Genomic DNA, 25,180 nt, shown 5'->3' with positions numbered 1-25,180 from the left:
GGGGGGGGCCCGGCGGGGCCGGGGGGGGGGGGGGGCGGGGGGGGGGGGGGGGGGGGGGGGGGGGCCCCCGCGGGGGGGGGGGGGGGGGCGGGCGCCCCCCCCCCCCCCCCCCACCACCGTGTCCGGGCCGGGGCAGGCCGCAATACGGTGCTGCGCACGGTCCGTTCGCGCGAGTAGCCTGCGGATCATGAGCACTTCCACCACCGGCCCCGACGCCGAGCCCCAGCCGACCACCGCCTCCGCCGCCGCCTCCGCACACGCCGCACACGCCGAGGCGCACCCTCGATTCGCCTCCGCGCTGGCCGAGTTGGGGCTCCAGGTGGAGGTACGCCGCTTCCCCGAGGCCACCCGTACCGCCGCCGAGGCCGCCGCAGCGGTCGGCTGCGAGCTGGCGGAGATCACCAAGTCCCTCGTGTTCGTGGCCGACGGCGTCCCGGTGGTCGTCCTGATGGACGGCGCCTCCCGGGTGGACGTGGAGCGGGTGCGCGAGGTGCTGGGTGCGGCGAAGGTGAAGCGCGCGGGCGCCGACGTGGTCCGCGAGGCGACCGGGTACGCGATCGGGGGCGTACCGCCCTTCGGGCACGTGACGAAGACGCGGGTGCTGGCCGACCGGGCGTTGCTGGAGCACGGAGTCGTGTGGGCCGCGGCGGGGACCCCGCACTCGGTCTTCCCGCTCGACCCGAAAAGCCTGATCGCCCACGCGGGAGGCACGGTGGTGGACGTGCGCGAGCGGGCCGCGTGACCCCTCTGGTCGTCTGCGCGGTGCTGCTGGCGGCGTTCACCCACGCCGGGTGGAACGCCCTGGCCCACGCCCTCGAGGATCAGCTGCTCTCCTTCACGCTGATCTCCGGCGGCGGTCTGCTGATCGGCGCGGTCGCCGCGCCCTTCCTGCCGTTCCCGGACGCGGGGGCGTGGCCGTACCTGGGCGTCTCGGCGGTGCTGCACCTCGCGTACATGCTGCTGCTGATGCGGTCGTTCACGCTGGGCGACTTCGGCCAGATGTATCCCATCGCCCGGGGTACGGCCCCGCTCGTGGTGACGGTCCTCGCGGCGGTGTTCGTCGGCGAGCGGCCCGGCGCCTGGGCCACGGCGGGTGTGGCGGTGGCCTCGGCCGGGCTGGTCGGCCTCGCCCTGTGGGGCATCCGGGGCTCCGGCCGCCGTCCGGACTGGCCGGCGCTGCGGGCGGCGCTCGGGACGGGCCTCGCCATCGCCGGATACACCACGGTGGACGGCGTCGGGGTGCGCGCCTCCGGCAGTTCGCTGGGGTACGTGGCCTGGCTGATGATCGCGCAGGGCCTGGCCGTACCGGCGTACGCCCTGTACGTCCGGCGTGGCGAACTCGGCGGCCAGTTGGCCCCGTTGGCGGTACGAGGTCTGTTCGGGGCGGCCCTCTCGGTGGTCGCCTACGGGCTGGTGCTGTGGGCTCAGACCCGCGCGGCGCTCGCCCCGGTGGCGGCGCTGCGCGAGTCCTCGATCCTCGTGGGCGCGGCGCTGGGCGCCCTGCTGTTCAAGGAGCGGTTCGGCGCCCCGAGGATCGCGGCGGCCGGGCTGATGGTGGTCGGCATCGGGCTGATGCTGCACGCGGGCTGAGAGCCGCGCGCATGTCCACCCGCCCCGCCGTGGCCCGCTTGAGTCCCGCGCGCCCGTTCACTCCCCCGCCATGGCCCGCTTGAAGCCCGTGTTGACGGCGAGCAGTCCGCCGTCGACCCTCAGGGTGGTGCCGGTGATCCAGGACGCGTCGCGGGAAGCGAGGAAGGCGACGGCGGCGGCGATGTCGTCCGGTTCGCCGACGCGGCCGAGCGGGTAGAGGGCGGCGGCCCGGTCGAGTTCGGCCTCCCGGCCCGCCCAGGCATCGGTGCGCAAGGTGCCGGGGGCGATGAGGTTGACGCGCACCCCGCGCGGTCCGGCATGACCCGCGAGGGTACGGGTCAGGCCGGCCAGGCCCGCCTTCGCGGCGCTGTAGGCGTGGCCGCCGAAGTCCTGTTCGCCGTTGACCGAGCCGATGTTGACGATCGCGCCCCGGCCGGAGTCGGCGAGGTGCGGGAGGGCGGCGCGGGAGCAGCGGAAGGCCCCGCCGAGGCAGATGTCGAGATCGCGCTGCCAGATCTCGTCGCTCTCGTCCTCGAAGAGTTCGGCGTCCGTGCCCGCCGCGTAGGCGTTGTTCACCAGGACGTCGAGGCGTCCGAACTCGGCGACCGCGTACGCCACCGCCGCCTCCACGGCCGCCCGGTCGCCGACGTCGCAGGCGAGGGAGTCGGCGGCCCCTCCCTCGTCCCGTATCCGCGCGGCGGTGGCGGCGGCCCGGTCGGGGTCCAGGTCGGTGACGAGGACCGAAGCGCCCTCGGCGGCGAGCCGGCGGGCGGTGGCGGCGCCGACCCCCTGTCCCGCTCCGGTGATGAGGACGCCGTGGCCGTCGAAACGTGGGAGTGCGTGGGGTGTCATGGGGGCGACCGTACTGCGGTGGGGTGGGTGTGGTCACGGGTGCTGCACGGAACCGGGCCCACCTGAACGGAACCGCACCCCCCGAGGCGAAGCGGGACGAGACTCCGGCCGTGCGTACACGGAGGCTGCACGGCCGGAGGCGTCATGGGCGGCTGGCACCGCGGCGATTGGCGCATCCGCCCGGCGATCCGAGCCGGGGTTCCCGCGGCTCGGGCGGCAACGGTCCCACGGGCCGTCAGCTGCACCTGGAGCAACCCGCTGCGGCCCGGGCCCTGCTTGCCGGACCCGCACGCTGAGCCGCGTGCCGTGACCGCCGCCCTGCCGAAGGCCGCGGTCGCCCGCCTGCCCCGCGGCGGAGCCGAGGGGCCCGCCCGCTGCCAAGGCCTCAGAGCGCCGAGCGCACCGCCCGGACCAGGGCCTGGGCGCGCGGGTCGGCGGTGACTCCCTTCTGGAGCCCGTTGGTGACGTAGCCGAGGGCGATACGGGACTCGGGGTCGGCGAAGCCGAGGGAGCCGCCGCGTCCGGGGTGGCCGAAGGAGCCGGGGCCGAGCAGCGGAGCGGCGGGGCCGTGGAGCATGTACCCCAGTCCGAAACGGGTGTTGACGACCAGGACCCGGTCGGGTCCGGAGGACTCCTCGGTGCGGGCCAGCGTGAGGGTGGCGGGGGCGAAGAGGCGGTGCCCGTCGACCTCGCCGATCATCGCGGCGTAGCAGCGGGCGAGGGCGCGGGCGGTGGCGATGCCGTTGGAGGCGGGGAGTTCGGCGGTGCGGTAGGCGGGTTCGTTCTCGTCCGGGTACGGGTCGATCGCGCCGAAGGCCCGGCGGGTGAGCGAGTGCGGGTCGGCGTACGCCTCGGTGACGGCCCGCTTGGGCCGCATCCGCAGGGCACCGGGGTCGCCGGTCGCGGGCGCTTCGACGGGGCCGATGCGGCCGATGCGGTGGGCTTCGTCGGCCGGCAGCCCGAACCAGAAGTCGAGGCCGAGGGGGCGGCCGATCTCCTCGGTGATCCAGCGGCCGATGGTCCGGCCGGTGGCCCGGCGGACGAGTTCGCCGATGAGCCAGCTGTAGCTCTGGGCGTGGTAGCCGTGGTCGGTGCCGGGTTCCCACTGGGGCCGCTGGGCGGCGACGGCGGCCGGTCCGGTGTGGCCGTCGGCTGCCTCGGCGGGGGTGAGCGGGCGGTCCAGGGCGGGAACTCCGGCGCGGTGGGCGAGGAGGTCGCGTACGAGGACGCGCTCCTTGCCGTTCGCCTTGAACTCGGGCCAGTACGTGCCGACCGGGGCGTCCAGGTCCACCTGGCCGCGCTGGTGGAGCATCAGGGGGACGGCGGCGGCGATGCCCTTGCCCGCCGAGCGGACGATTTGGACGGTGTCGACCGCCCAGGGTTCGGTGCCGTCCACGTCTCTCGTACCGGCCCACAGGTCCACGACCTTGCGTCCGTCGCGGTAGACGGCGACGGCCGCGCCGCGCTCACCGCGCTGTTCGAAGTTCCGTACGAAGGCGTCCCGGACCGCTTCGAATCCGGGTGCCACCGTGCCCCGTACGTCCACGCCTGCTTCCGCGCTCCCGCTCATGCCCCCATCCTGCATTGCCGCGCAGGTGGAGTGGGGGGCGGGTCAGGCCCCGACGGTCACGGAACCGGGATCGAAGCCGAAGGGCAGCTCCAGCCGGTGCGCGCGCATGAGTTCCTCGTCGAGGAGGAGGTCCTGCGTACGGTCGTCGGCGGCGATGACGCCGTCGCTGAGGATGACCGCGCGGGGGCAGAGCTCCAGGGCGTACGGGAGGTCGTGGGTGACCATCAGGACGGTGACGTCCAGGGAGCGGAGGATGTCGGCGAGTTCGCGGCGGGAGGCCGGGTCGAGGTTGGAGGACGGCTCGTCGAGGACGAGGATCTCCGGCTCCATGGCGAGGACGGTGGCGACGGCGACGCGGCGGCGCTGGCCGAAGGAGAGGTGGTGCGGCGGGCGGTCGGCGTACTCGGCCATACCGACCTGCGTGAGGGCGGCGGTGACCCGGGCCTCCAGTTCGGCTCCGCGCAGCCCGGAGGCGGCGGGGCCGAAGGCGACGTCCTCGCGGACGGTGGGCATGAACAACTGGTCGTCGGGGTCCTGGAAGACGATGCCGACGCGGCGGCGGATCTCCGCGAGGTTCCGCTTCTCGACCGGGAGCCCGGCGACGCGGACGGTTCCGGCGCCCGCGTCGAGGATGCCGTTGAGGTGGAGGACGAGGGTGGTCTTCCCGGCGCCGTTGGGGCCGAGCAGCGCGACGCGTTCGCCCCGGGCGACGGCCAGGTCCACGCCGAAGAGCGCCTGGTGCCCGTCGGGGTAGGCGTAGGCGAGGCCGCTGACTTCGAGGGACGGCGGCACGGGGACGGGGGCCGGGCCTGGGGCGATCGGGCTGTTCATATGTTCATCCCAGCAGATGTGCGGAAGAGGAAGGAGAGGTGCGGGGAGCCCGCCGGTTCGGCGGGCAACGCCTGGCGAGGGCCGGCCGAAGGCCCCTCACAGGGCCCAGCCGAGGAGGCAGACCGCGAGGGCGGGCAGCGGGAGCGCCGCCGCGCAGGCCCACTGGGCGCGGGAGGCCGTCACCTGGTCGATGACCGGCATGGTGCCCGCGTACCCCCGGCTGACCATCGCCAGGTGGACCCGCTCGCCGCGTTCGTAGGAGCGGATGAAGAGGGCGCCCGCCGACTTGGCGAGGACGCCCCACTGGCGTACGCCGCGCGCCTCGAAGCCCCGGGAGCGGCGGGCGACCGACATCCGGCGCATCTCGTCGGTGATGACGTCCCCGTAGCGGATCATGAACGACGCGATCTGGACGAGGAGCGGCGGCAGCCTGAGCTGCTGGAGGCCCAGCAGCAGGGCGCGGAGTTCGGTGGTGGAGGCGAGGATCACCGAGGCGGCGACGCCGAGCGTGCCCTTGGCGAGGACGTTCCAGGCGCCCCAGAGACCGGCCACCCCGAGGTGGAGGCCGAGGAACTCGGTCCGCTCCCCCGGTACGACGAACGGCATGAGCAGCGCGAACGCCACGAACGGGACCTCGACGACCAGCCGCTTCAGCAGGTACCCGGCGGGAATCCGGGCCACCGCCGCGACGGCGGCGAGCAGCACCGCGTAGAGCGCGAAGGCCCACACCGCCTCGCGCGGAGTGGAGACCACGACGAGGACGAAGCAGAAGACGGCGGCGAGCTTGCAGTGCGGAGGCAGCCGGTGGACGGGCGAGTGCCCGTGGCGGAAGAGCCGGTGCGCGTGGCCGGAGCCCATCGGGCGCCTCAGACCTTCTCGGACAGCGGTGCGGCGGCCGGACCGGCCGTGCGGTCTCCGCCGTCGTCGCGGCGGCGGCGGATCGCCCAGAACACCGTGCCGCCCACGACGACGGTGACACCGACACCGATGACCCCGGCGAGGCCGCCGGAGAGACGGGCGTCGTCCACGTCCTTCACGCCGTAGTCGGCGAGCGGGGAGTCGGCGGAGGCGTGCTCCTCGACGTTCCGGTCGATGCCCTTGTCGGCGGCGACCTTCTCCAGTCCGTCGGGGCTCGATGAGGCGTAGTACGAGACGAAGCCGGCCAGCGCGAGGGCGGTGAGCAGCCCGGCGGCCAGCAGGCCCCGGGTGGAGCGGGACGCGACGGCGACGGCGGACTTCGGGGCCGCCTTCGCGGGGGCGGCGGGGGCGGCGTCGATCAGCTGCCCGTCCACGCGGAGCTTGAGCGGGTTGGCGAAGCCCTTGGCACCGTGCACCAGGTCGGGGCGGACCGCGATGACGGCGCCGACGGTGGCGGCGGTGATGACGGCCTCGCCGATGCCGATGAGGACGTGGATACCGACCATCGCGGTGAAGACCTTGCCGATGGAGATGTCGGTGGTGCCGCCGATCCAGTAGATCAGCGTGAAGACGACGGCGGCGGCGGGTACGGAGACCAGCGCGGCGACGAAGGACGCGACGGTGACGGTGCTCCGGCGGCGCGGCAGGGCCCGCATCAGCACCCGGAAGACCACGTACGCGACGACGGTGGTGGTCACGCCCATGTCCAGGACGTTGACGCCGAGGGCGGTGAGGCCGCCGTCCGCGAAGAGGATGCCCTGCATCAGCAGCACCACGGTGACGCAGAGGACCCCGGTGTAGGGCCCGACGAGTATCGCGGCCAGCGCCCCGCCGAGCAGATGCCCGCTGGTGCCGGCGGCGACCGGGAAGTTCAGCATCTGCACGGCGAAGATGAAGGCGGCCATCAGCCCGGCGAGCGGGGCGGTGCGCTCGTCCAGTTCTCGGCGGGCGCCGCGCAGGCTGACCGCGACGGCTCCTGCGGCGGCGACTCCGGCGGCCACGGAGACAGGTGCGTTGATGAAACCGTCGGGTACATGCATGGGAAGGCTCCGCTTCTGCGGGGTCGGCGGGGACAGGGTGCGGGCAGGGGTCTGCGACCCGGCGCGAACCGGAACCCGCCAATCATAGGGCGTTCTTGCGAACCATGCGCAAGAGCGCACGTTCCACATTTACGAACCGCGCACGCGCCGTGAAATATGGGACATTGAATGACAAAGCGGTAACAACAAGAGGAGTCGGCCGATGTCTCCCGTGATCGAAGAACACACCCGGGCCCGTCTCATCACCGATGGTCCGCTCACCCGCCCGGTCCCGGTCGACCTGCGCTACGACGCCGCCACCGACCCCGGCACCGTCCACCTCGTCTTCGACGGCGGCTCCGACTGGGCGCTCCGCCGCGACCTGCTGGAGGACGGCATGAACAAGCCGGTCGAGAGCGGCGAGGTGCGCCTCTGGCCCGCCGGCCGGGCGCAGCTGGTGCTGGAGCTGCACTCGACCGGCGGAGTCGAGGTCTTCCAGATCGAGAACGCGGCCCTCCAGCGCTTCCTCTGCCGTACCCACGCCGAGACCGCCCCGCCCGCCGCCGCCGGGCGCTGAGCCCCGCCGCGTCCCGTACGCCTGCGTACCCACGGACGACGAAAGCCCCCGTGCCGCTCGCACGGGGGCTTCCTGTCGCACCGGCACCCGTCCCCACAGATGTCGGCGCACCCGGTGCCGCGCCCCGCTCAGGCACGGCACCGGAGTCCGGTGGAGCCGGTCGGACCGGGCGGCCCGGCCGGCTCGCGGGCCGTCAGACCCGGCTGAACTCGTGTTCGCCGCCGGCCGGGCCGCCGTCGCCCGCTTCGGCCGGGAGGTGCTTGGCCAGCCCCTCGCCCTCGACGTCGACGTTCGGCAGGGCGCGGTCCAGCCAGCGCGGGAGCCACCAGGCGCGCTTGCCCAGCAGGGCGAGCACGGCGGGGACGATCGCCATACGGACCACGAAGGCGTCGAAGAACACGGCGATGGCGAGGCCGAAGCCGATCATCTTGATCATCGCCTCGGTGGAGCCGATGAAGCCGCCGAAGACCGCGATCATGATGACGGCCGCCGCCGTGACCACCCGGGCCCCGTGCTTGAAGCCGGTCTCGATCGCCTTGTGCGGGGTCTCCCCGTGGACGTACGCCTCCCTCATGCGGGTGACGAGGAAGACCTCGTAGTCCATGGCGAGGCCGAAGACCACGCCGACCATGAAGATCGGCATCATCGACATGATCGGGCCGGTCTGCTCCACGCCCAGCAGCGAGGCGAGCCAGCCCCACTGGAAGACCGCGACGACCGCGCCGAGCGCCGCCACGACCGAGAGCAGGAAGCCGAGGGCCGCCTTCAGCGGGACGAGGACCGAGCGGAAGACCACCATCAGCAGCAGGAAGGCCAGGCCGACGACGAGCCCCAGGTAGGGCAGGAGCGCGTCGTTCATCTTCTGCGAGAAGTCGACGTTCATCGCGGTGGCGCCGGTGACCAGCACCTCGGCTCCGGTGTCGCTCCTGATGTGCTGACCGGCGTCGCGGATCTGGTGCACCAGTTCCTCGGTACCGGCCGAGCTGGGCCGGTCCTTCGGGACGACCGTGATCGTCGCGGTGTCGCCGGCCTTGTTGAAGGCGGCCGGGGTGACGGCCTCGACATGACCGAGGGACTCGATCTCGTCGGACACCTGCTGGACGGCGGTCTTGCCGTCCGAGCTGTGCCGGGTGTCGACGACGATCATCAGCGGCCCGTTGAACCCGGGGCCGAAACCGTCCGACAGCATGTCGTACGCCTGACGCTGGGTGGTGCTCTTGGGCTGGGAGCCGTCGTCCGGCAGGCCCATCTCCAGCGAGGCGGCCGGCAGGGCGATGGCGCCGAGGCCGAGGACGCCGACGACCAGCACCCAGACCGGGCGGCGCAGCACGAACCGGGCCCAGCGGGTACCCGCGTTCGGCTTCGCGTCGGGGCGCTCCGCGGCGGCGGCGGCCCTGCGCGCCTTGCGGCCCATGATCCGCCGGCCCGCGAAGCCCATCATCGCCGGGACCAGGGTGAGGGCGATGAGGACCGCGATGACGACCGTGCCGGCGGCGGCGAAGCCCATCTTGGACAGCATCGGGATGTTGACGACGGCGAGGCCCACGAGGGCGATGACGACGGTCAGTCCGGCGAAGACGACGGCCGAGCCGGCCGTGCCGACCGCCCGTCCGGCGGCTTCCTCGGGTTTCCGCCCCTCGGCGAGTTCGGCGCGGTAGCGGGAGACGATGAAGAGCGCGTAGTCGATGCCGACCGCGAGGCCGATCATCATCGCCAGGGTGGAGGTGGTGTCGCCGAGGTCCAGCACGTTGGCGAGCGCCGTGATCGTGGTGACGCCGATACCGACGCCGATGAGCGCGGTGAGCAGCGGGAGCCCGGCGGCGACCAGCGAACCGAAGGTGATGACGAGCACCACCGCGGCGATGGCCACACCGATGACCTCGGTGGCGCCGGTCTCCGGCACCGCCTGGAGCGCGTCGCCGCCGATGGCCACGGTCATCCCGCTCGCCTCGGCGTGCTTGCCCGCTGTTTCCAGGGCGTCCTTCGTGCCGTCGGTCAGGTTGGCCGACGCCTCGTCGTAGGAGACCGAGATGTACGCGGTCGAGCCGTCCTTGCTGACGGCGTTCGCCGTGAAGGGGTCGGTCACCGAGGCGACCTGGCCGGAGCCGGACTTCAGCTCGCCGACGATCTTCTCCACCTCGGCCTTGTGGGCCGGGTCGGTCACCTTCTGCCCGTCCGGGACGTCGAAGACGACCCGGGCGGTGGCGCCCTCGGCGTTGGAGGCGGGGAAGCGCTGCTCCAGCAGGTCGAAGGCCTTCTGCGCCTCGGTGCCGGGTATCGAGAAGGAGCTGGAGGTGGCGGGCGTCGCGGTGGCGGCACCGAAGATGCCGAGCCCCAGCAGGACAACCCAGATCAGGGCGACGTAGCCCCGCTTACGGAACGCGAGGCGCCCGACTTTGTAAAGGAATGTGGCCACGGAGGGAGGCTCCCGGTCAGGTCGTGTGCGGGAAGGTGGGCGTGAGGAACCAGCCCGACGACGAGAGCGGCGTGTCAGGTGGAGCGGGTGGGGAGCGGACCGCCGGGGGAGCGGCCGGGGACACGTCGGACGACGCCTCGCAGGGCGGGGGCCGACGGGTCGGGATCGGACGACGCCTCGGAGGGCGGGGGCCGACGGGTCAGGGTTGGACGACGCCGAGGGCCGGGAGGACCACGGAGTCGACGTATTCGAGGAGGAACGCCTGGTCGACGGCCTGTCCGTCCACCAGGTGCCGGGCGCCGAGAGCGCCCATCAGCATGTGGGGTACGTATGCGAGCGCCGGATTGTCCGGATTCAGCTCGCCCCGTTCGACACCCCTGCGCAGCAGCAGGGCGAGACCGGCCAGTTCCGGCTCGACCAGCAGCTCCCGCAGGGCCTGGTGCAGATCGGGATTGTCGTGGACGGCATGGCTCAGTCCCCGCATCAGCGCGGAGTCCTGTTCCATGCGGCAGTCGTCGGTACGGGTCACGACGGCGTGGAAGTCTCCGCGCACCGAACCCGTGTCGATGTCGGCGACGCCCACCGGCTTGTTGTGCCGCAGGGCCGTCGCCACCAGCTCGGGCTTGCTCCCCCACTGGCGGTAGAGGGTGGCCTTGCTGGAGTGGGTGCGGGTCGCGACGGCGTCCATGGTCAGGGCGTCGTAGCCGACCTCGCGGAGCAGGTCGAGGACGGACGCGAACAGCTCGCTCTCGCGCTCAGGCGTGAGCCTGGTGCGTGCCATGGGCACCGGCCTCCTTCCGTACTCCCGTACGCGACTGCTCCGTACGCCACTCCGGTACGCCCCGGTTCGTTCGCAGGAACGAAACCGTTTCGTACACCTTTCGACCATCTGAGCCTACGTCCCCCCGCGAGCGAAACGGGACCGTCTCGCTTGTGGGGAGTGCCACACGTTTTCTGCGTCACAAGTTGCCCCGGGCCCCGCGCACCGAAAGCATGGGTGGGGTGAGTGACGACGTCGCGTATCTCCGTTTCCCGCACCTCCACCAGGACTTGCTCTGCTTCGCGGCCGAGGACGACCTCTGGGTCGCCCCCCTCGCCGCCGCCGGGCACCGGCCGGGCCGCGCGTGGCGGCTGACCGCCGACCGCACCCGGGTCGGTCACCCGCGCTTCTCGCCCGACGGGAGCCGCATCGCCTACACGAGCTGGCGCACCCTCGACCCCGAGATCCATCTCGCCCCGGTCGACGGCGGACCGGCCCGCCGCCTCACCTACTGGGGTTCGACCGACGCCCGGGTCTGCGGGTGGACCCCCGACACCGGCGACGGCGCGCAGATCCTGGCCGTCTCCTCGCACCGGCAGCCGTTCTCGTACTTCTCCTGGGCCTACAGCGTGCCCACCGACGGCTCCCCCGGCGGGCGCCTGCCCTGGGGCCCGGTCTCCGACATCGCCGTCGCCGACATCGACGGCGAGCGCCGCACCCTGCTGCTCACCGGGACCCCGCCGCACGAGCCGGCGGCGTGGAAGCGGTACCGGGGCGGCGCGACCGGCCGGCTCTGGCTGCACGGACAGCGGCTGCTGCCGGACATCGGGGGCCATCTCGACGCCCCGATGTTCGTCGGCCGGCGGATCGCGTTCCTCTCCGACCACGAGGGCGTCGGCAACCTCTACTCCTGCCTGATGGACGGCACCGACCTGCGCCGCCACACCGACCACGACGCCTTCTACGCCCGCCACGCCTCCAGCGACGGCACCCGGGTCGTCTACCAGTGCGCCGGGGACCTCTGGCTGGCCGAGGACCTGGAGGACCCGGCCGCCACCCCCCGGAAGCTGGAGGTACGCCTCGGCGGCCCGCGTACCGGGCGGCGTACGTACCAGGTGCCGGCCGCCAGCCACGTCCGCTCGCTCTCGGTGGACGAGACGGGCCGGGCGAGCGCGGTCAACGTGCGCGGCTCGCTGTACTGGCTCACCCACCGCGACGGACCCGCCCGCACCATCACCGACACCCCGGGGGTACGGGTCCGGCTGCCGGAGATGCTCGGCAGCGGCGACAGCGTCGCCTACGTCACCGACGCGGACGGCGACGACGCGGTGGAGATCGCCGCCCTGCCCCGCGCCACCGGCGACCGGCCCACCCGGCGGCTCGCCTCCGGACAGCTGGGCCGGGTGCTGGAGATGGCCTCCGACCCGGAGGGCGAACGCCTCGCCATCGCCTCGGACGACGGGCGGCTGCTGCTCCTGGACACGGAGGACCCGGCCGAGGCGGACGCCACCGCGGCGGCCGGCGCCTCGGGACCGGGCACCCCCGCGGGCACGTCGGCGGGCACGTCGGCGGGCACGTCGGCGGGCACGTCGGCGGGCACGGAACCGCCGGGGTCGGGACCGGGCGGGTCCACCCGGGCGGACGTGTTCCGGGCGCGGGCGGCGGGGGTGGTCGAGGGCGCCGAGCGGGCCGAGGCGGTCGAGGCGACGGCGGTGGCCGCACTCGCCGAGACCTCGGGGGCGGACGACGCGGGCCGGCCGGTCAAGGCTCCGGAGGCCGACGGTGAGGCGCCCCCGCCTCCGCCCCCTCCGCCTCCCGCCCAGGTCACCGAGCTCATCCGCTCGGTCAACGGCCCCGTGCGCGACCTGGCCTTCTCGCCGGACGGCGCCTGGCTCACCTGGTCCCACCCGGGCATCGGCCGGTCGCTGCGGCAGATCAAGCTGGCCCGGATCTCCGGACCGGGCGCGCCGGTGATCGTCGACGTCACCAACGGCCGTTTCGAGGACGAGAATCCGGTGTTCACGGAGGACGGCCGGTACCTCGCGTTCCTCTCCTGGCGCGGCTTCGACCCGGTGTACGACGTGCACACCGGCGACCTCTCCTTCCCGCTGGGCTGCCGCCCGTACCTGGTGCCCCTCTCCTCCGCCACCCCGTCGCCGTTCGCGCTCTCGCCGGACGGCCGCCCTGCGGCGGGCGGGCTCGACCCGCTGGACCTGCCGGACACCACGACGAACGAGGGCACCGCCCCGGTCACCGTCGAGTTCGAGGGGCTGGAGAACCGGGTGGCACCGTTCCCGGTCGCCGCGTCGAAGTACTCCGCGCTGCGCCCGGTCAGCGGGGGCGGACTGGTCTGGCTGCGGTGGCCCATCTCCGGGGCGCTCGGCGAGACCTTCGCCAACCCGTCGGACATGTCGGGCCGCCCGACACTGGAGCACTTCAACATCGCGAAGGCCCGCAAGACCGAACTCGTCGACCACCTCGACTGGTTCGCGGTCAGCGGCGACGCGACCCGGCTGGTCGTCATGGACGACGGGGAGCTGCGGGCCGTCCCGTCCAACGAGTCCGGCGACACCGACTCCACCACCTATCTCGACCTGCGGCGCATCCTGCACGAGGTGGACCCGGCGGCCGAGTGGCGGCAGGCGTACGACGAGGCGGGGCGCATCATCCGCTCGTACTTCTGGGAGCCGGACATGTGCGGGATCGACTGGCCGGGAGTGCTCGACCAGTACCGTCCGCTCCTCGAACGCGTCTCCTCCCCCGACGAGTTCGCCGATCTGCTCCGCGAGGTCCTGGGCGAACTGGGTACCTCGCACGCGTACGTCTCCCCCGCCCGCCGCAACGAGGGCCCCCCGCACTACCAGCGCGCGATCGGCCTGCTCGGCGCCAACCTCGTCTGCCGGGACGGGGCCTGGACCATCCAGCGGGTCCTGCCCGGCGACTCCTCCGACTCCAAGGCCCGTTCCCCGCTCGCCGGTTCGGGCATCCGGGAGGGCGCGGTCCTCACCCACGTCGACGGCCGCCCGGTCGACCCGGTCACCGGCCCGTACCCGCTGCTGACGGCGGCGGGCGGCACGACGGTCGAGCTGACCTTCCTCCCGCCGGGCGGGCAGGGCCGCCCGCGCCGCGTCGCGATCATGCCGCTGGTGGACGAACGCCCGCTGCGCTACCAGGACTGGGTGGCCAAACGGCGCGAGGTCGTACGGGAGTTGAGCGGCGGCAAGTGCGGCTATCTGCACATCCCGGATCTCGGCGGCTCCGGCTGGGCGCAGTTCAACCGCGACCTGCGGATGGAGGTGTCCCGGCCCGCGCTCATCGTGGACGTACGCGGCAACGCGGGCGGCCACATCAGCGAGCTGGTGGTGGAGAAGCTGACCCGCAGGATCCTCGGCTGGGACCTGACCCGCAACGCGCAGGCCGTCTCGTACGCCTCGAACGCACCGCGCGGTCCGGTCGTGGCGCTCGCGGACGAGGCCACCTCCTCCGACGGCGACATGATCACCGCCGCGTTCCGGCTGCTGAAGCTGGGCCCGGTGGTCGGTCAGCGCACCTGGGGCGGGGTGGTCGGCATGACCGGGCGCCACCGGCTGGGCGACGGCACGGTGATCACGGTGCCGATGAACGCGGCCTGGTTCGACACGTACGGCTGGTCGGTCGAGAACCACGGGGTCGAGCCGGACATCGAGGCCCTGCGCACCCCGCTCGACTGGGCGGAGGGCCGGCACGCGGTACTGGACGACGCGGTGCGGCTCGCGCTGGAGCTGCTGGACAAGCACCCCGCGGCGACCCCGCCGACGTACGACGCGGTGCCGGACCTGCGCAGGCCCCCGCTGCCCCCGAGGTAGGCCCCCGGGTCACCCGAGACCGGGTCACCCGAGACCCCGAGGCGGGGGGCAAGGCTGCGGAAGAAGGCGCGCGGAAGAGGCGCATCCTGTCGTCCGGATGCGCCTCTTCCCACGTGCCCACCGGCCGGGGCCGGTCAGGACCTCAGGCCGTCAACGGTCAAAGCGCTCGCGGGCCTTGTCGGCCGCGTCGTCGGCACGGTCCTTCAGGCCCGACGTGTCGTCGCGGTCCCCGGCGTCCTTGGCGCGGTCGCGCGCGGCATCCTCACCCTCGCCCGACTTCTGCTTGGCCTGGTCGGCGAGTTCCTGCGCCTTGTCCTTGAACTGGTCTGCGATACCCATGCTGTTCACTCCTGTGGGGTGCGTGGGGTCTGGGGAGTCCGCCCCGTGAGGGGCGCCTCACCCAGGCTCGCACGGTCGGACAAACCGCGCATTTTGATCATTGGCGCAGCGTGCCGACCGGCGTGTCACCCCTGCGGACCGGTCAACGACGGGGCGTGCGCGCCTCCGTGTCCGCCGCTCCACCGGCTCCCACCAGCCCCTTGGGGATGGCGTCGAGCCGTGAGGCGAACCGTTTCATCTCTCGCGCCCCGACCGTACCGATGAGGGTGGGCAGGTAACCCCGCACCGACTGCATGCCGCGCAGCCACCACTGGGCGTAGACGTGCGAGGAGCGCCGTTCGATACCGGACACGATCCGGTCGACCGCCGGGCCCAGCGGGTAGGTCCGGTTGGCGGGCCAGGGCAGCCGGCCCCGCAGCTCCCGCATGACCTCGTCCTGGTCCGCGCCGCGCACCATGTCGGTGTCGGTCCAGGAGAGGTAGCCGACGCCCACCCGTACGCCCCGGTAGCCGACCTCGGCCCGCAGGCTGTGGGCGAACGCCTCGACGCCCGACTTCGAGGCGCAGTACGCGCTCATCATCGGCGCCGGGGTGATCGCGGCGAGTGACGCTATCTGAAGGAAGTAGCCGCGGCTCTCCATCAGTACGGGCAGGAACGCCCGGCCGGTCACCGCGCTGCCGATCAGGTTGACCTCGATGACCCGGCGCCAGGCCACCGGGTCGGAGTCGACGAACGGCCCCCCGGTGGCGACCCCGGCGTTGGCGACGACCACGTCCACCTTGCCGAAGCGGGCCTTCACCTCCTGGGCCACCTGCTCCATCGCCTCGTGGTCGGTGACGTCCGCGTACCAGTGGGCGCTCTCGCCGTACAGCCGCTCCGAGACCTGCTTCAGCTCCTCGGGCTCCAGGCCGACCAGGGCCAGCGTGGCGCCGCGCGCCGACAGCTTGCGGGCGAGCAGCTCGCCCACACCGCGGGCCGCGCCGGTGACGACGACGACCTGTCCTTCGAGGCTCCGTCCGGCGCTCATACGGCGTCCTCCTTCTCGTTCGTGGCGGTTCCGGTGAGGTGACCGGCGACAAGTTCGCGAATCTTCGCGGTGACGGCTTCCGGCGCTTCGAGCGGCGTCATGTGCCCCATGCCGGGCAGCTCGGTGAGGCCCAGGCACTCCGGCAGGGCCGCCGCGAGCGCGCGGGCGTGCGAGGGCGGGGTCATCCGGTCCTCCAGGCCCACCAGTACGGCGGCCGGCACCCGCAACTCCGCCACGTCCAGGTCCAGATCGAGCTCCGAGAGCACGCGCCCCCAGGACGCACGGGCCTGCCGGGGGCAGGCGTGCACGATGCGCGCGCAGGTGTCGACCCGCTCGGGCGACGAGCCGGGGCCCATCGTGGCGTACTTGAGCAGGCCCCGGGTGACGGGCGTGACCGGTCCCAGCGGGAGGGCCGCCAGCAGGAGGGCCCGGGTCCCGCCGGTCCGCACGGCCTTCGGCCCGGCGAACACCCGTGCCTCGTCGGCCAGTCGCCCGCTGCCGGTGCTGCACAGCAGGACGGCGGCGGCGTGCTCCCGGAACCGGGGGCGGCGGGCGGCGGCCATCAGGGTCATCCCGCCCATGGAGTGCCCCGCGAGCACGGCCTTACGGCCGGGCGCGAGGGTCGCGGCGAGCACCGCCTCCAGGTCGTCGGCGAGGGCGTCCGTACTGTGCCCGCCGGGCCCGACGTCGGGGCTGCCGCCGTGTCCGCGCTGGTCGTAGGCGATGACCCGGTGGTCGGTGGCGAGGTCGGCGATCTGGGCGGCCCAGAACCGGGTGCTGCACGTCCAGCCGTGCGCGAGGACGACGGCGGGCGCCTCCTCGGGGCCGTGCAGCTCGACGTGGACGCGGGAGCCGTCGGCGGAGACGGCGAAGAGCGTCCGCGCGGGTACGGGCACGAGGTTCCCGGAACGCCGCCGTGCGGGTCGTGCACTCATCGGGCCGCCTCCTCTGTCACGGGCCGGTCCGGCCCGGCGGGCTTCGTGTCCTGTGCTGCCGTCGGTGCCTTGGGAGCCCGGGAGGGCTTCCCGGAGCCGCCGGACCTCTGGGCGACCACCGTAGGGGGCCGTGCGGTCGCGGGGGCGCGGATCACGTCGTACTCCGCCAGATCGACTGACCTGGTGGCGCGGCGGAAGTCCGCCGTGGTACCGGGCCAGACGGTGGTGTTGCGGCCGTTCTCGTCCAGGTACCAGCTGGTGCAGCCGCCCGTGTTCCACACGGTGCGCTCCATCCGCCGCTGGACGCGGTCGTTCCATCCGTCGACCGCGGCGGGGCGCGCGGCGAGCGCGGTGCCGGTGCCGAGCACCTCCAACTGCCGCAGGTAGTCGGCCATGTAGTTCAGCTGGGACTCGATCATGAGGATCATCGAGGAGTTGCCGAGCCCGGTGTTCGGGCCGATGATGGTCATCCAGTTGGGGAACCCGGCGGCGGTGGCGCCGCGCAGCGAGCGCATGCCGGTCTTCCAGCTCTCGGCGAGGGTGATGCCCTCGGCGCCGACGACCCGTTCGGCGATCGGCATGTCGGTGACGTGGAAGCCGGTGCCGAAGATGATGGCGTCGACCTCGGTCTCCGTACCGTCGGAGGCGACGAGCGTCGACCCGCGCACCTCGGCGAGGCCGGAGGCCACCACGTCGACGTTGGGGCGGGCGAGCGCCGGGTAGTAGGTGCTGGAGAGCAGGATGCGCTTGCACCCGATGCGGTACGACGGGGTGAGCTTGGCGCGCAGCGCCGGGTCCTTGATGGCCCGCGCCATGCCCGCCTTCGCCAGGGACTCGATCAGACCGAGCCCGTCCGGGTACTTCGTGAAGGCGCTGACCTGCAACTCCCTTATTCCCCAGAGCAGTCCGCGCCGCGCGGTGCCGGTGGCGGGGACGGTGCGGTGCAGCCATCGCTCGGCCTTCCCGATGGCCCGGTCGACGCGCGGCATCACCCAGGGCGGTGTCCGCTGGAAGAGCGTCAGGCGTCCCACTTTCGGCTGGATCGCGGGCACTATCTGGATGGCCGAGGCGCCGGTGCCGATCATCGCGACGCGCTTGCCGGCCAGGTCGTAGTCGTGGTTCCAGCGGGCGGAGTGGAAGACCTCGCCCGGGAAGGTGCCGAGCCCGGGGACGTCCGGCACCTTCGGGTCGGAGAGCGGCCCGGTCGCGGAGACGACGACGTCGGCGACGATCGTCGTCCCGTTGGCGCACTCGATCACCCAGTTGAGCGCTTCGGTGTCCCAACGCATCACCTCTACCTCGTGGTTGAGCCGGAGGTGCGGCCGGATGCCGAAGGTGTCGGCCACCCGCTCCAGGTACGCGCGTATGTGCTCCTGGCCGGAGAAGGTGCGCGGCCACTCGGAGTTGGGGGCGAAGGAGAAGGAGTACAGGTGCGAGGGCACGTCGCAGGCGCACCCGGGGTAGGTGTTGTCGCGCCAGGTGCCTCCCACGGACCCGGCCCGCTCCAGGACGACGAAATCGGTGATGCCTTCGCGGCGCAGCCGGACCGCGGCCCCGAGGCCCCCGAATCCGGATCCGATCACCGCCACCCGTACGTGCTCGTGCTGGGCCATGCTGCCGCCTCCCGCGGTACGTCACACGACACTGCCAGCAATCACTGGCACCTTTCGGAGGGTAGAGCAGGCGCGTACTGATGGGTAGAGGGCAGAGCAAGGAAGTTACCGGCGGTAGAACACGGCGCCGGAGCGCACGCCCGCGCCCGCGCCACCGCCCGCGCCGCCGTCACGGAGCACTGCCGGCCCTGCTCACCATCGGGTGCGAAGTCGTAAGGTTCGCTCTGTGGCCGAAGGACATGAGCAACGCGAATACCGCATGGAGGAGCTGGCCGAGGAGGCCGGCATCACCGTGCGGACCCTGCGCTTCTACCGCGAGCGCGGTCTCATCCCACCGCCCCGCCGCGAGGGGCGCATCACCTGGTACGACAGCCACCACTTGGCACGACTGCGCACCATCACCGGCCTGTTGGAGCGCGGCCACACCCTCAACGGCATCGCCGACCTCGCCGCCACCTTCGAGAGCGGCCGCGACGTCGCCGAAGTACTGGGCCTGGGCGAGCCCACCGAGGAGACCCCGGTCCGGCTGACACCGGAACAGCTCGCCGACTACTTCGAGGGCGAGGTCACCCCGGAGAACCTCGCCACCGCCCTCGATCTCGGCTATCTCGCCACCGACGGCGACGAGATCGTCCACATCAGCCGTCGCCTGTTGGAGGTATCGGCCGAACTGGTTCGCGAAGGCGTCCCGTTGGCCACCGTGCTCTCCACCGGCCGTCGCATTCGCGAGCACGCCGAGGCGCTGGCCGAGATCTTCGTCCGCGTCATCCAGGTGCACGCGGCGGACAGCCCCATCGAGAAACTCCGCCCACTGGCCCGCGCGGTCGTGGACGCGGAGCTCTCGATGGCCCTGGACCGGCGGCTGCGCGAGGAGGACGAGGACGAGCGGCGGCCCGGCGCCGCGCCGGAGTAGCCATCGCCACCACGGCCGTGGGACAGGCTCGCCCGACGACCTGCGACATGTCGCTCGTGCGGGTGGAGCCGGGCCCGACACTCCAGGGAGCGTCCGGCCCCTCTGACACCGACGGCAGCACCGTGCGGGCACACCCGATCTTTTTCCCCGAGAAGGTGCCGGAGTCCGATCCTGCCCTGCCGGCGTCGGCGGCGGGATCCCGCGCTCAGCGCTCGTACACCACCGTCACCGGCGCGTGGTCGCTCCACCGCTCCGGGTGGGCCCCGGCGCGCTCGACCCAGGCCTTGACCGCGCGGGCCGCGAGGCCGGGCGTCGCCACCTGGTAGTCGATCCGCCAGCCGGCGTCGTTGTCGAAGGCGCGACCCCGGTAGGACCACCAGGAGTAGGGGCCCTCCTGGTCCGGGTGGAGGGCGCGCACCACGTCCACGTACGCGGCCTCCTGGAAGACCCGGGTCAGCCACTCCCGCTCCTCCGGGAGGAAGCCGGAGTTCTTCCGGTTCGACTTCCAGTTCTTCAGGTCGGCCTCCTGGTGGGCGATGTTCCAGTCGCCGCAGACGACGACCTCGCGCCCCTCGGCGGCGGCCCGGGCCTTGAGCCCGACCAGGTAGGGGAGGAAGGCCGCCATGAAGCGCTCCTTCTCGTCCTGCCGCTCGGTGCCGACCTCGCCGGAGGGCAGGTACAGGCTCGCGACGGTGACGCCCGGGAGGTCGATCTCGGCGTACCGGCCGCTCGGGTCGAACTCCTCGGCGCCCTCGATCCCGAACCCGCCGAAGCCGATCTGTACGCGCTCCGGCGCACGCCGTGAGTAGAGGGAGACGCCCGCGCGGCCCTTCGCGGCGGCCGGCGCGTGCACGACGTGCCAGCCCTCGGGCTGCCGCACCTCCTCGGGGAGCTGGGCCGCCTCGGCGCGTACTTCCTGGAGGCACACGACGTCGGCCCCGGTCTCCGCGAGCCAGGGGACGAAGCCCTTCTTCGCGGCGGCGCGGAGCCCGTTCACGTTGACAGAGGTGACGGTAAGCACCAAGGAACAGTACCCAAACACAGCCCCGTACATATGTACGCTTAACCGCGTGAATATCCAGCGCCGGTCGTACGACCACCCTGACGCCGTCAAGCTCAACGACGAGGTCCAGCTCGAATACATCGAGCGGTACCAGGACGGCGGCGACCAGACCCACCTCGATCCCACCATGTTCGAGCCCCCCAACGGCCTGTACCTGCTCGCCTACGACGAGCGGGAGCGCCCGGTGGCGACCGGCGGCTGGCGCGCCATGGAGCGGGACGAGGAGGGCTACTCCGACGGCGACGCCGAGGTCAAGCGGATGTTCGTCATACGCGAGGGACGTGGCCAAGGTCTCGCTCGCCGCATCCTCGGCCTGCTGGAGGAGGACGCCCGCACCGCCGGCCGCACGCGCATGGTCCTGGAGACCGGCGACAAGCAGCCCGAGGCCATCGCGCTGTACACGTCGAGCGGGTACACGGTCTGCGAGAAGTTCGGCCACTACCGGACGTACGAGAACAGCATCTGCATGGCCAAGCCGCTCCAGGAGTCCTGACCACCACGCCCGCCCCGCGCTTTCGGCCACGGGGCCGGAACGGCCGGTCCGGCAGGGGCACCCGCCCCAGTCTGTCGGGGTTGCGGACGCCCCGGATGCCCACGGCGCCGTCCGGGCCCGTCTCCAGCACGAGGACGTCGTCGGTGACCCCCGCCACGGTGATCCAGCGGTCCTGGCTCTCCGTTCACGTCGACCCGGTGGTACCCCGTGTCGGGCAGCGGCGCGGACATCACGCCGAGGAGCCGGCGGCCCATCTCGTCCGCGCCCCGGACCGGCCGCAACGCCGGTGATCCCGTCCGCGACCCGGTCACCTCCCCCGTCCCCCCAAGGCCCCTCCGCTCTCCCGGCAGTGCTGCTCCGCCACCATCGCGTCGTACTCCTCGTCGGACATGATGACCGTCCCCGGCTCGTCCTCCGGAGGACCGATCGGTGGAGCGGCCTGCGCGCCCTGTGCGGAGAGCAGAACGACCACGATCGCCCAGCCGACCGCCGGACAGAGGCGAGCCCTGTGGAACTTTCGCACCAGAACCTCCCGAACATCGAGTGACCGACCACGCTGGCAGAGACTTCCGCCTCCCTCGGGTCCGACTCGCCGGACCTCGCTCCGGCGAGTCGGCACGGACGCCGGAATGCCGCCCGGGCTCCAGACCGGACGGGATCCGGTGACGTTCACGAGAGCTACTCGCGCGCTGTCGTCCGGGGGGCGTTCACGGGTGGGGGCCGAGCTGGAAGCACGGGGACGTCCACGGAGGCTTCCAAGGTCGAGAAGGTCTCCGAGAAGGTCTTCTCCCAGCCGGCTGCACGGCACATGCGGTGGCCCACGCCCCGCAGACCGGCCCGGCAGTCATCACGTGCGTTGCGACGCCCGACGCCCATGGCCAACAGCGCGGCACGAGCACCGCCACAACTCCACACCGCTTCTTCCCGCCGCCAGTACCGCCACAGGGCTCCTGGTTGCCGAGGTCGAGGCCGGTGGTCGCGCTCCGCTTGCTCGCGGCCAGGCGCTGCTGGAGCTCCTCGATCGTGTGGAGCACGACGGTCAAACGCCAAGATCCCGCCCGGTCTTCCGACCGGACGGGATCTTGTGACGTTCACGAGAGCTACTCGCGAACTGTCGTCTGTGGACCTGTGGGGATTTGAACCCCAGACCCCCTCGATGCGAACGAGGTGCGCTACCAGACTGCGCCACAGGCCCTTGCGACGAGTGAAACTCTAGCACCCTCCAGGGGGTGCTAGGAAATCCGTTCCCCGCTGGTCAGGGGTGTCGGGCTTCCAGGACCTCGGGCCCGGGCACCCCCGGGCCCAACTCCCGTGCCGCGGCCGTCATTCGTTGGCGGCACGGGGTCGGTCCTCCTCGTCGTCGTACTGGTCGAAGAGAGGGGTACGGCCCCGGTCGCGGGTGCGACGGGCGTCGGGCCGGCGGTGCGGGGTCTGGTCCACGTCGGGGACGGCCGGGTCCGGCAGGGCGGGCTCGGCCGTGCTGGAGCGGGCGGCACTCCACGTCTCCGGGTCGTTGACCTCGACGCCGCCGGAGGCGCGCGGGGCGACCGGGGCGGTGACGTAGGTCGGCAGCGGCACGGGGACCGGCTCCCAGCTGTCGCCCTGGACCCGGCCGCGTTCGCGCTGCTGGTCCACCCACTCCGCGTGGTCCGTCTGCTCGACGAGCGCCCGGCGGCCGGCCTCCTGCGGAGACACGGTCGGTACGGGGACCGGGTCGGCCGGGTGGTGCGCTTCGGGCTCCTCGTCGGGCTCCACCGTGGGCGCCGCCGGCTGCTGATGGCGGCGCGGGCGGTTCTCGCGCAGCCGCTGCGCCGCGTCCTCGGCCCGGCGGCGGTCCATGGTGAAGGCGAACCGCCTCCGCTCCTGGACACGCAGGTGCACGATGTAGGCGCTGAGCATCACGGCCGGTGCGGCGGGCGCCCAGAGGAAGGCGAGGCCGCCGACCGCCGCGACGATCGCGCCGGCGGTGAAGACGAGGAAGAGCACGCTGGTGGTGCGCCTGCGCCGGGCCAGTACCTGGGATCGCTGGGCGCGGCGGACGCGCTCGGCGTCCTCGGCGCCGCCCCGGGCGCGCTGCCCGGAAGGCGCAGCACGCTGCTCCGGGGGCCGCCCGGCGGACGGGCGTTGCGCCGCGGCACGGTTCCGGGGGTCGCTCCGCTCGTGGCCCGGATGTGCCGAGTGGCCCGGATGTACCGAGTGGTTCGGATGTGCCGGGTGGTTCGGATGTGCCGGGTGGGCCGAGTGCTCCACCGCCGGGCGTCCGGACGCGCGCTCGTGGGCGTGCGCCGGATCGAGAATCCTGGCTTCGGTGTGCGCTCCGGGCGCGGCGAAGGCCCGGACGTCGACGGAGTCCATTCGGTCCGTCTCGGCGTCCGGGTCGACGACCGGTCCCGCCTCCTCGGCGCCGCGTTCCCGCAGCTCCTTGGCGTAACGACGCTCCATCGCCGCCCGTCCGGACAGCAGCCGGATGGCGGTGCTGAAGCGTTCCGTCGGACGGGCTTCGTTGAGTTCGTCCTGCCTTCGGAGCCACATCGGCACCAAGTAGGCGGCCCAGGCCCCGACGATGACTGCGTAGATGAGGCCGCTGCTGCTCACGCTCACACCGTAGAGGGGTTTGCACGGCGGCATCCGCCAATTGCCACGGTGTGTCGCACGATCAGGCTGATATCGCGGGCCTTTTTTGTGATTGTTCAGACCAACGAGTGACGCCACAGGTGCTTAATGCGACGACGGAGCGCTTAATTCGAACACGCATATGATTTATGGAGGCGGGGGGTTCGATCCCGGCCGCGACCTGCGCCAGCGCCGGAGCAGACCGTCCATGGCCTCCTCCGACGTGAGGGCGTAGATGAGGTGGTCCCGCCAGGCGCCGTCGATGTGCAGATAGCGCGGCCTCAGCCCTTCCTCACGGAATCCGAGTTTCTCCACGACCCGGCGGCTCGGCCGGTTCTCGGGGCGAATGCAGATCTCGATGCGGTGCAGCCCGACCCGGTGGAAACAATGGTCGGCGGCGAGTGCGACGGCGGTGGGCATGACGCCCCGGCCGGCCACTTCCCGGTCGACCCAGTAACCGATGTGCGCCGAACACATCGAGCCCCAGGTGATGCCCGCGACGGTCAACTGGCCGACGAGACGGCCCTCGTACTCGATCGCGAAGGGCAGCATCCGGCCGGCTCTCGCCTCGGAGCGCAGGTGGCGGACCATCTGCCGGTACGTGGGCCTGCGGATCACCGGCCCTCCGGGGACGGGCGGCGGGACGGTGGCCTCCCAGGGGCGGAGCCAGTCGCGGTTGCGGCGGTTGACCTCGCGCCAGACGTTCTGGTCCCGCAGCCGTATCGGCCGCAGCGTCACCTCGCCGTCCTTCAGGAGCACCGGCCAGAGGGGCGCGTTCAGGACGGGCTCCCGGGACGGGGGTGGTCGCCGCCGCGCAGCTGGTCGACGGCGTGCACCAGGATCCGGCCGAGGACGGCGAGCCCGTCGCGCACCCCGCCGGTCGAACCGGGCAGGTTGACGACGAGCGTGCGCCCCGCGACGCCGGCGAGGCCCCGGGAGAGCGCGGCGGTCGGTACGGCGGCGCGGTTCTCGGCGCGGATCGCCTCGGGGATTCCGGGCACCTCGTGGTCCAGCACCCGGCGGGTCATCTCAGGCGTGAGGTCGGTGGGCGAGATGCCGGTGCCCCCGGTGGTCAGGACGACGTCGTAGCCACGGGCGATCCCGTCCCGCAGGGCCTGCTCCACCGGCTCGCCGTCCGGCACGACCTGCGGGCCTTCGGTGGCGAAGCCGAGGGCGGTGAGCCCGTCCACGAGGATCGGTCCGCCCTTGTCGGCGTAGACGCCCGCGGCAGCGCGGTTGGACGCGGTGACGACGAGTGCGGTGTACGGGGCCGGACGCCCCTCACCACCGGTGACGGCACTCATGCGTCCGCTCCCGCCCGCTCCGGGCGCTCCCAGTCGCCGGACTTGCCGCCGGACTTGGCCTCGACCCGTACGTCGGTGATGACGGCGGCCTTGTCGACCGCCTTGACCATGTCGATCACCGTGAGCGCGGCGACGGTGACCGCCGTCAGCGCCTCCATCTCGACGCCGGTCCGGTCCGTGGTCCTGACCGTGGCGCTGATCTCGACCGCGTCGTCGGCCACGCGCAGGTCCACCTCGACGCCGGAGACGGCGAGCGGGTGGCAGAGCGGGATGAGGTCGGGGGTGCGCTTGGCCCCCATGATCCCCGCGATACGGGCGGTGGCGAGGGCGTCGCCCTTGGGTACTCCCTCGCCCCGCAGCAGCTCGATCACCCGCGGCGAGACGAGGACCCGGCCGCCGGCCCGGGCGACGCGCGCCGTGACGTCCTTCGCCGACACGTCGACCATGCGGGCCGCGCCCGCCTCGTCGATGTGCGTCAGCCTGTTCTGCGTACTCAACTCAC

General features: G+C 72.8%; 23 protein-coding genes and 1 tRNA gene. 6 read left to right on the top strand and 18 right to left on the bottom strand.

Annotated features, from left to right (window positions below):
- Positions 1-187 precede the first annotated feature (187 nt).
- Both ACFZAX_RS08270 and ACFZAX_RS08265 read left to right on the top strand, forming a co-directional pair.
- On the top strand, positions 188-742 hold the full coding sequence (locus tag ACFZAX_RS08270; RefSeq protein WP_390960172.1) for a YbaK/EbsC family protein: 555 nt from the start codon (positions 188-190) through the stop codon (positions 740-742).
- Positions 739-1,590 (top strand): EamA family transporter, encoded by an 852-nt coding sequence (locus tag ACFZAX_RS08265; RefSeq protein ID WP_390960171.1) that lies wholly within the window; start codon positions 739-741, stop codon positions 1,588-1,590. Before ACFZAX_RS08270 ends, ACFZAX_RS08265 begins: the two co-directional genes overlap by 4 nt.
- Positions 1,591-1,647: 57 nt before the next feature.
- Here ACFZAX_RS08265 and ACFZAX_RS08260 read toward each other — a convergent pair whose 3' ends face one another.
- The 5 genes from ACFZAX_RS08260 to ACFZAX_RS08240 all read right to left on the bottom strand — a co-directional run bounded on the left by ACFZAX_RS08260 (position 1,648) and on the right by ACFZAX_RS08240 (position 6,801).
- A complete protein-coding gene (locus ACFZAX_RS08260; protein WP_390960170.1) occupies positions 1,648-2,442 on the bottom strand; it encodes a glucose 1-dehydrogenase in 795 nt (264 codons plus the stop codon).
- Between the two features lie 385 nt (positions 2,443-2,827).
- Entirely contained in the window at positions 2,828-3,988 is a 1,161-nt protein-coding gene (locus ACFZAX_RS08255) for a serine hydrolase (protein ID WP_390960502.1), read from the bottom strand.
- 66 nt (positions 3,989-4,054) lie between these two features.
- Positions 4,055-4,843, bottom strand: coding sequence for an ATP-binding cassette domain-containing protein (locus ACFZAX_RS08250; RefSeq protein WP_390960169.1), 789 nt, complete (start codon positions 4,841-4,843; stop codon positions 4,055-4,057).
- A 96-nt stretch (positions 4,844-4,939) separates the two neighbouring features.
- Positions 4,940-5,701 carry a cobalt ECF transporter T component CbiQ gene (gene cbiQ / locus ACFZAX_RS08245; RefSeq protein WP_390960168.1) on the bottom strand — a complete coding sequence of 254 codons (762 nt, stop codon included), beginning with the start codon at positions 5,699-5,701 and terminating at the stop codon, positions 4,940-4,942.
- An 8-nt stretch (positions 5,702-5,709) separates the two neighbouring features.
- The gene (locus tag ACFZAX_RS08240; RefSeq protein WP_390960167.1) at positions 5,710-6,801 is read right to left on the bottom strand and encodes an energy-coupling factor ABC transporter permease; all 1,092 of its coding nucleotides are present in this window, start codon (positions 6,799-6,801) and stop codon (positions 5,710-5,712) included.
- A 202-nt stretch (positions 6,802-7,003) separates the two neighbouring features.
- Between ACFZAX_RS08240 and ACFZAX_RS08235 the strand changes: the two genes are divergently transcribed.
- Entirely contained in the window at positions 7,004-7,357 is a 354-nt protein-coding gene (locus ACFZAX_RS08235; protein ID WP_390960166.1) for an SsgA family sporulation/cell division regulator, read from the top strand.
- A gap of 193 nt (positions 7,358-7,550) precedes the next feature.
- Here the strand turns inward: ACFZAX_RS08235 and ACFZAX_RS08230 are convergent, their stop codons facing one another.
- Positions 7,551-9,773 carry an MMPL family transporter gene (locus ACFZAX_RS08230; RefSeq protein ID WP_390960165.1) on the bottom strand — a complete coding sequence of 741 codons (2,223 nt, stop codon included), beginning with the start codon at positions 9,771-9,773 and terminating at the stop codon, positions 7,551-7,553.
- Positions 9,774-9,972: 199 nt separating this feature from the next.
- Positions 9,973-10,554: a TetR/AcrR family transcriptional regulator C-terminal ligand-binding domain-containing protein gene (locus tag ACFZAX_RS08225; RefSeq protein WP_390960164.1), complete on the bottom strand. Its 582-nt coding sequence runs from the start codon at positions 10,552-10,554 to the stop codon at positions 9,973-9,975.
- Positions 10,555-10,775: 221 nt separating this feature from the next.
- On the opposite strand from ACFZAX_RS08225, the gene ACFZAX_RS08220 reads away from it, so the two are divergent.
- A complete protein-coding gene (locus ACFZAX_RS08220; RefSeq protein WP_390960163.1) occupies positions 10,776-14,378 on the top strand; it encodes a S41 family peptidase in 3,603 nt (1,200 codons plus the stop codon).
- 150 nt (positions 14,379-14,528) lie between these two features.
- Here ACFZAX_RS08220 and ACFZAX_RS08215 read toward each other — a convergent pair whose 3' ends face one another.
- The 4 genes from ACFZAX_RS08215 to ACFZAX_RS08200 all read right to left on the bottom strand — a co-directional run bounded on the left by ACFZAX_RS08215 (position 14,529) and on the right by ACFZAX_RS08200 (position 18,292).
- Positions 14,529-14,717 (bottom strand): hypothetical protein, encoded by a 189-nt coding sequence (locus ACFZAX_RS08215; protein ID WP_390960162.1) that lies wholly within the window; start codon positions 14,715-14,717, stop codon positions 14,529-14,531.
- A 142-nt stretch (positions 14,718-14,859) separates the two neighbouring features.
- Entirely contained in the window at positions 14,860-15,744 is an 885-nt protein-coding gene (locus ACFZAX_RS08210) for a short-chain dehydrogenase/reductase (RefSeq protein WP_390960161.1), read from the bottom strand.
- Positions 15,741-16,679, bottom strand: a complete 939-nt coding sequence (locus ACFZAX_RS08205) for an alpha/beta fold hydrolase (RefSeq protein ID WP_390960160.1) — start codon at positions 16,677-16,679, stop codon at positions 15,741-15,743. Before ACFZAX_RS08205 ends, ACFZAX_RS08210 begins: the two co-directional genes overlap by 4 nt.
- Positions 16,676-18,292 (bottom strand): NAD(P)-binding domain-containing protein, encoded by a 1,617-nt coding sequence (locus tag ACFZAX_RS08200; protein ID WP_390960159.1) that lies wholly within the window; start codon positions 18,290-18,292, stop codon positions 16,676-16,678. The genes ACFZAX_RS08205 and ACFZAX_RS08200 overlap by 4 nt, the downstream gene beginning before the upstream one ends.
- 259 nt (positions 18,293-18,551) lie before the next feature.
- Here ACFZAX_RS08200 and ACFZAX_RS08195 point away from each other — a divergent pair, with 259 nt between their 5' ends.
- Positions 18,552-19,205: a MerR family transcriptional regulator gene (locus ACFZAX_RS08195; RefSeq protein WP_390960501.1), complete on the top strand. Its 654-nt coding sequence runs from the start codon at positions 18,552-18,554 to the stop codon at positions 19,203-19,205.
- Positions 19,206-19,410: 205 nt separating this feature from the next.
- On the opposite strand, the gene ACFZAX_RS08190 is transcribed toward ACFZAX_RS08195, so the two are convergent.
- Positions 19,411-20,226: an exodeoxyribonuclease III gene (locus ACFZAX_RS08190; RefSeq protein ID WP_390960158.1), complete on the bottom strand. Its 816-nt coding sequence runs from the start codon at positions 20,224-20,226 to the stop codon at positions 19,411-19,413.
- A gap of 49 nt (positions 20,227-20,275) precedes the next feature.
- Here ACFZAX_RS08190 and ACFZAX_RS08185 point away from each other — a divergent pair, with 49 nt between their 5' ends.
- Positions 20,276-20,761 carry a GNAT family N-acetyltransferase gene (locus ACFZAX_RS08185; protein WP_390960157.1) on the top strand — a complete coding sequence of 162 codons (486 nt, stop codon included), beginning with the start codon at positions 20,276-20,278 and terminating at the stop codon, positions 20,759-20,761.
- A 307-nt stretch (positions 20,762-21,068) separates the two neighbouring features.
- Here the strand turns inward: ACFZAX_RS08185 and ACFZAX_RS08180 are convergent, their stop codons facing one another.
- The 6 genes from ACFZAX_RS08180 to moaC all read right to left on the bottom strand — a co-directional run bounded on the left by ACFZAX_RS08180 (position 21,069) and on the right by moaC (position 25,175).
- Positions 21,069-21,284, bottom strand: coding sequence for a hypothetical protein (locus ACFZAX_RS08180; protein WP_390960156.1), 216 nt, complete (start codon positions 21,282-21,284; stop codon positions 21,069-21,071).
- Positions 21,285-21,882: 598 nt separating this feature from the next.
- Positions 21,883-21,956 (bottom strand) — tRNA-Ala (locus ACFZAX_RS08175).
- Positions 21,957-22,084: 128 nt separating this feature from the next.
- Positions 22,085-23,389, bottom strand: a complete 1,305-nt coding sequence (glpR, locus tag ACFZAX_RS08170; RefSeq protein ID WP_390960155.1) for a gephyrin-like molybdotransferase receptor GlpR — start codon at positions 23,387-23,389, stop codon at positions 22,085-22,087.
- A 132-nt stretch (positions 23,390-23,521) separates the two neighbouring features.
- Complete coding sequence (locus ACFZAX_RS08165; protein WP_390960154.1) at positions 23,522-24,133, bottom strand: GNAT family N-acetyltransferase; 612 nt, start codon at positions 24,131-24,133, stop codon at positions 23,522-23,524.
- A gap of 17 nt (positions 24,134-24,150) precedes the next feature.
- Entirely contained in the window at positions 24,151-24,678 is a 528-nt protein-coding gene (locus tag ACFZAX_RS08160; protein WP_390960153.1) for a molybdenum cofactor synthesis domain-containing protein, read from the bottom strand.
- Positions 24,675-25,175, bottom strand: coding sequence for a cyclic pyranopterin monophosphate synthase MoaC (gene moaC / locus ACFZAX_RS08155; RefSeq protein ID WP_390960152.1), 501 nt, complete (start codon positions 25,173-25,175; stop codon positions 24,675-24,677). The genes ACFZAX_RS08160 and moaC overlap by 4 nt, the downstream gene beginning before the upstream one ends.
- Between the last annotated feature and the right edge of the window lie 5 nt (positions 25,176-25,180).

This window comes from Streptomyces sp. NPDC008125 (assembly GCF_042957125.1).
Classification (GTDB): domain Bacteria; phylum Actinomycetota; class Actinomycetes; order Streptomycetales; family Streptomycetaceae; genus Streptomyces.
Note: the sequence above shows the minus strand (reverse complement) of the source record. Positions and strands in the feature narration are given on the sequence as shown.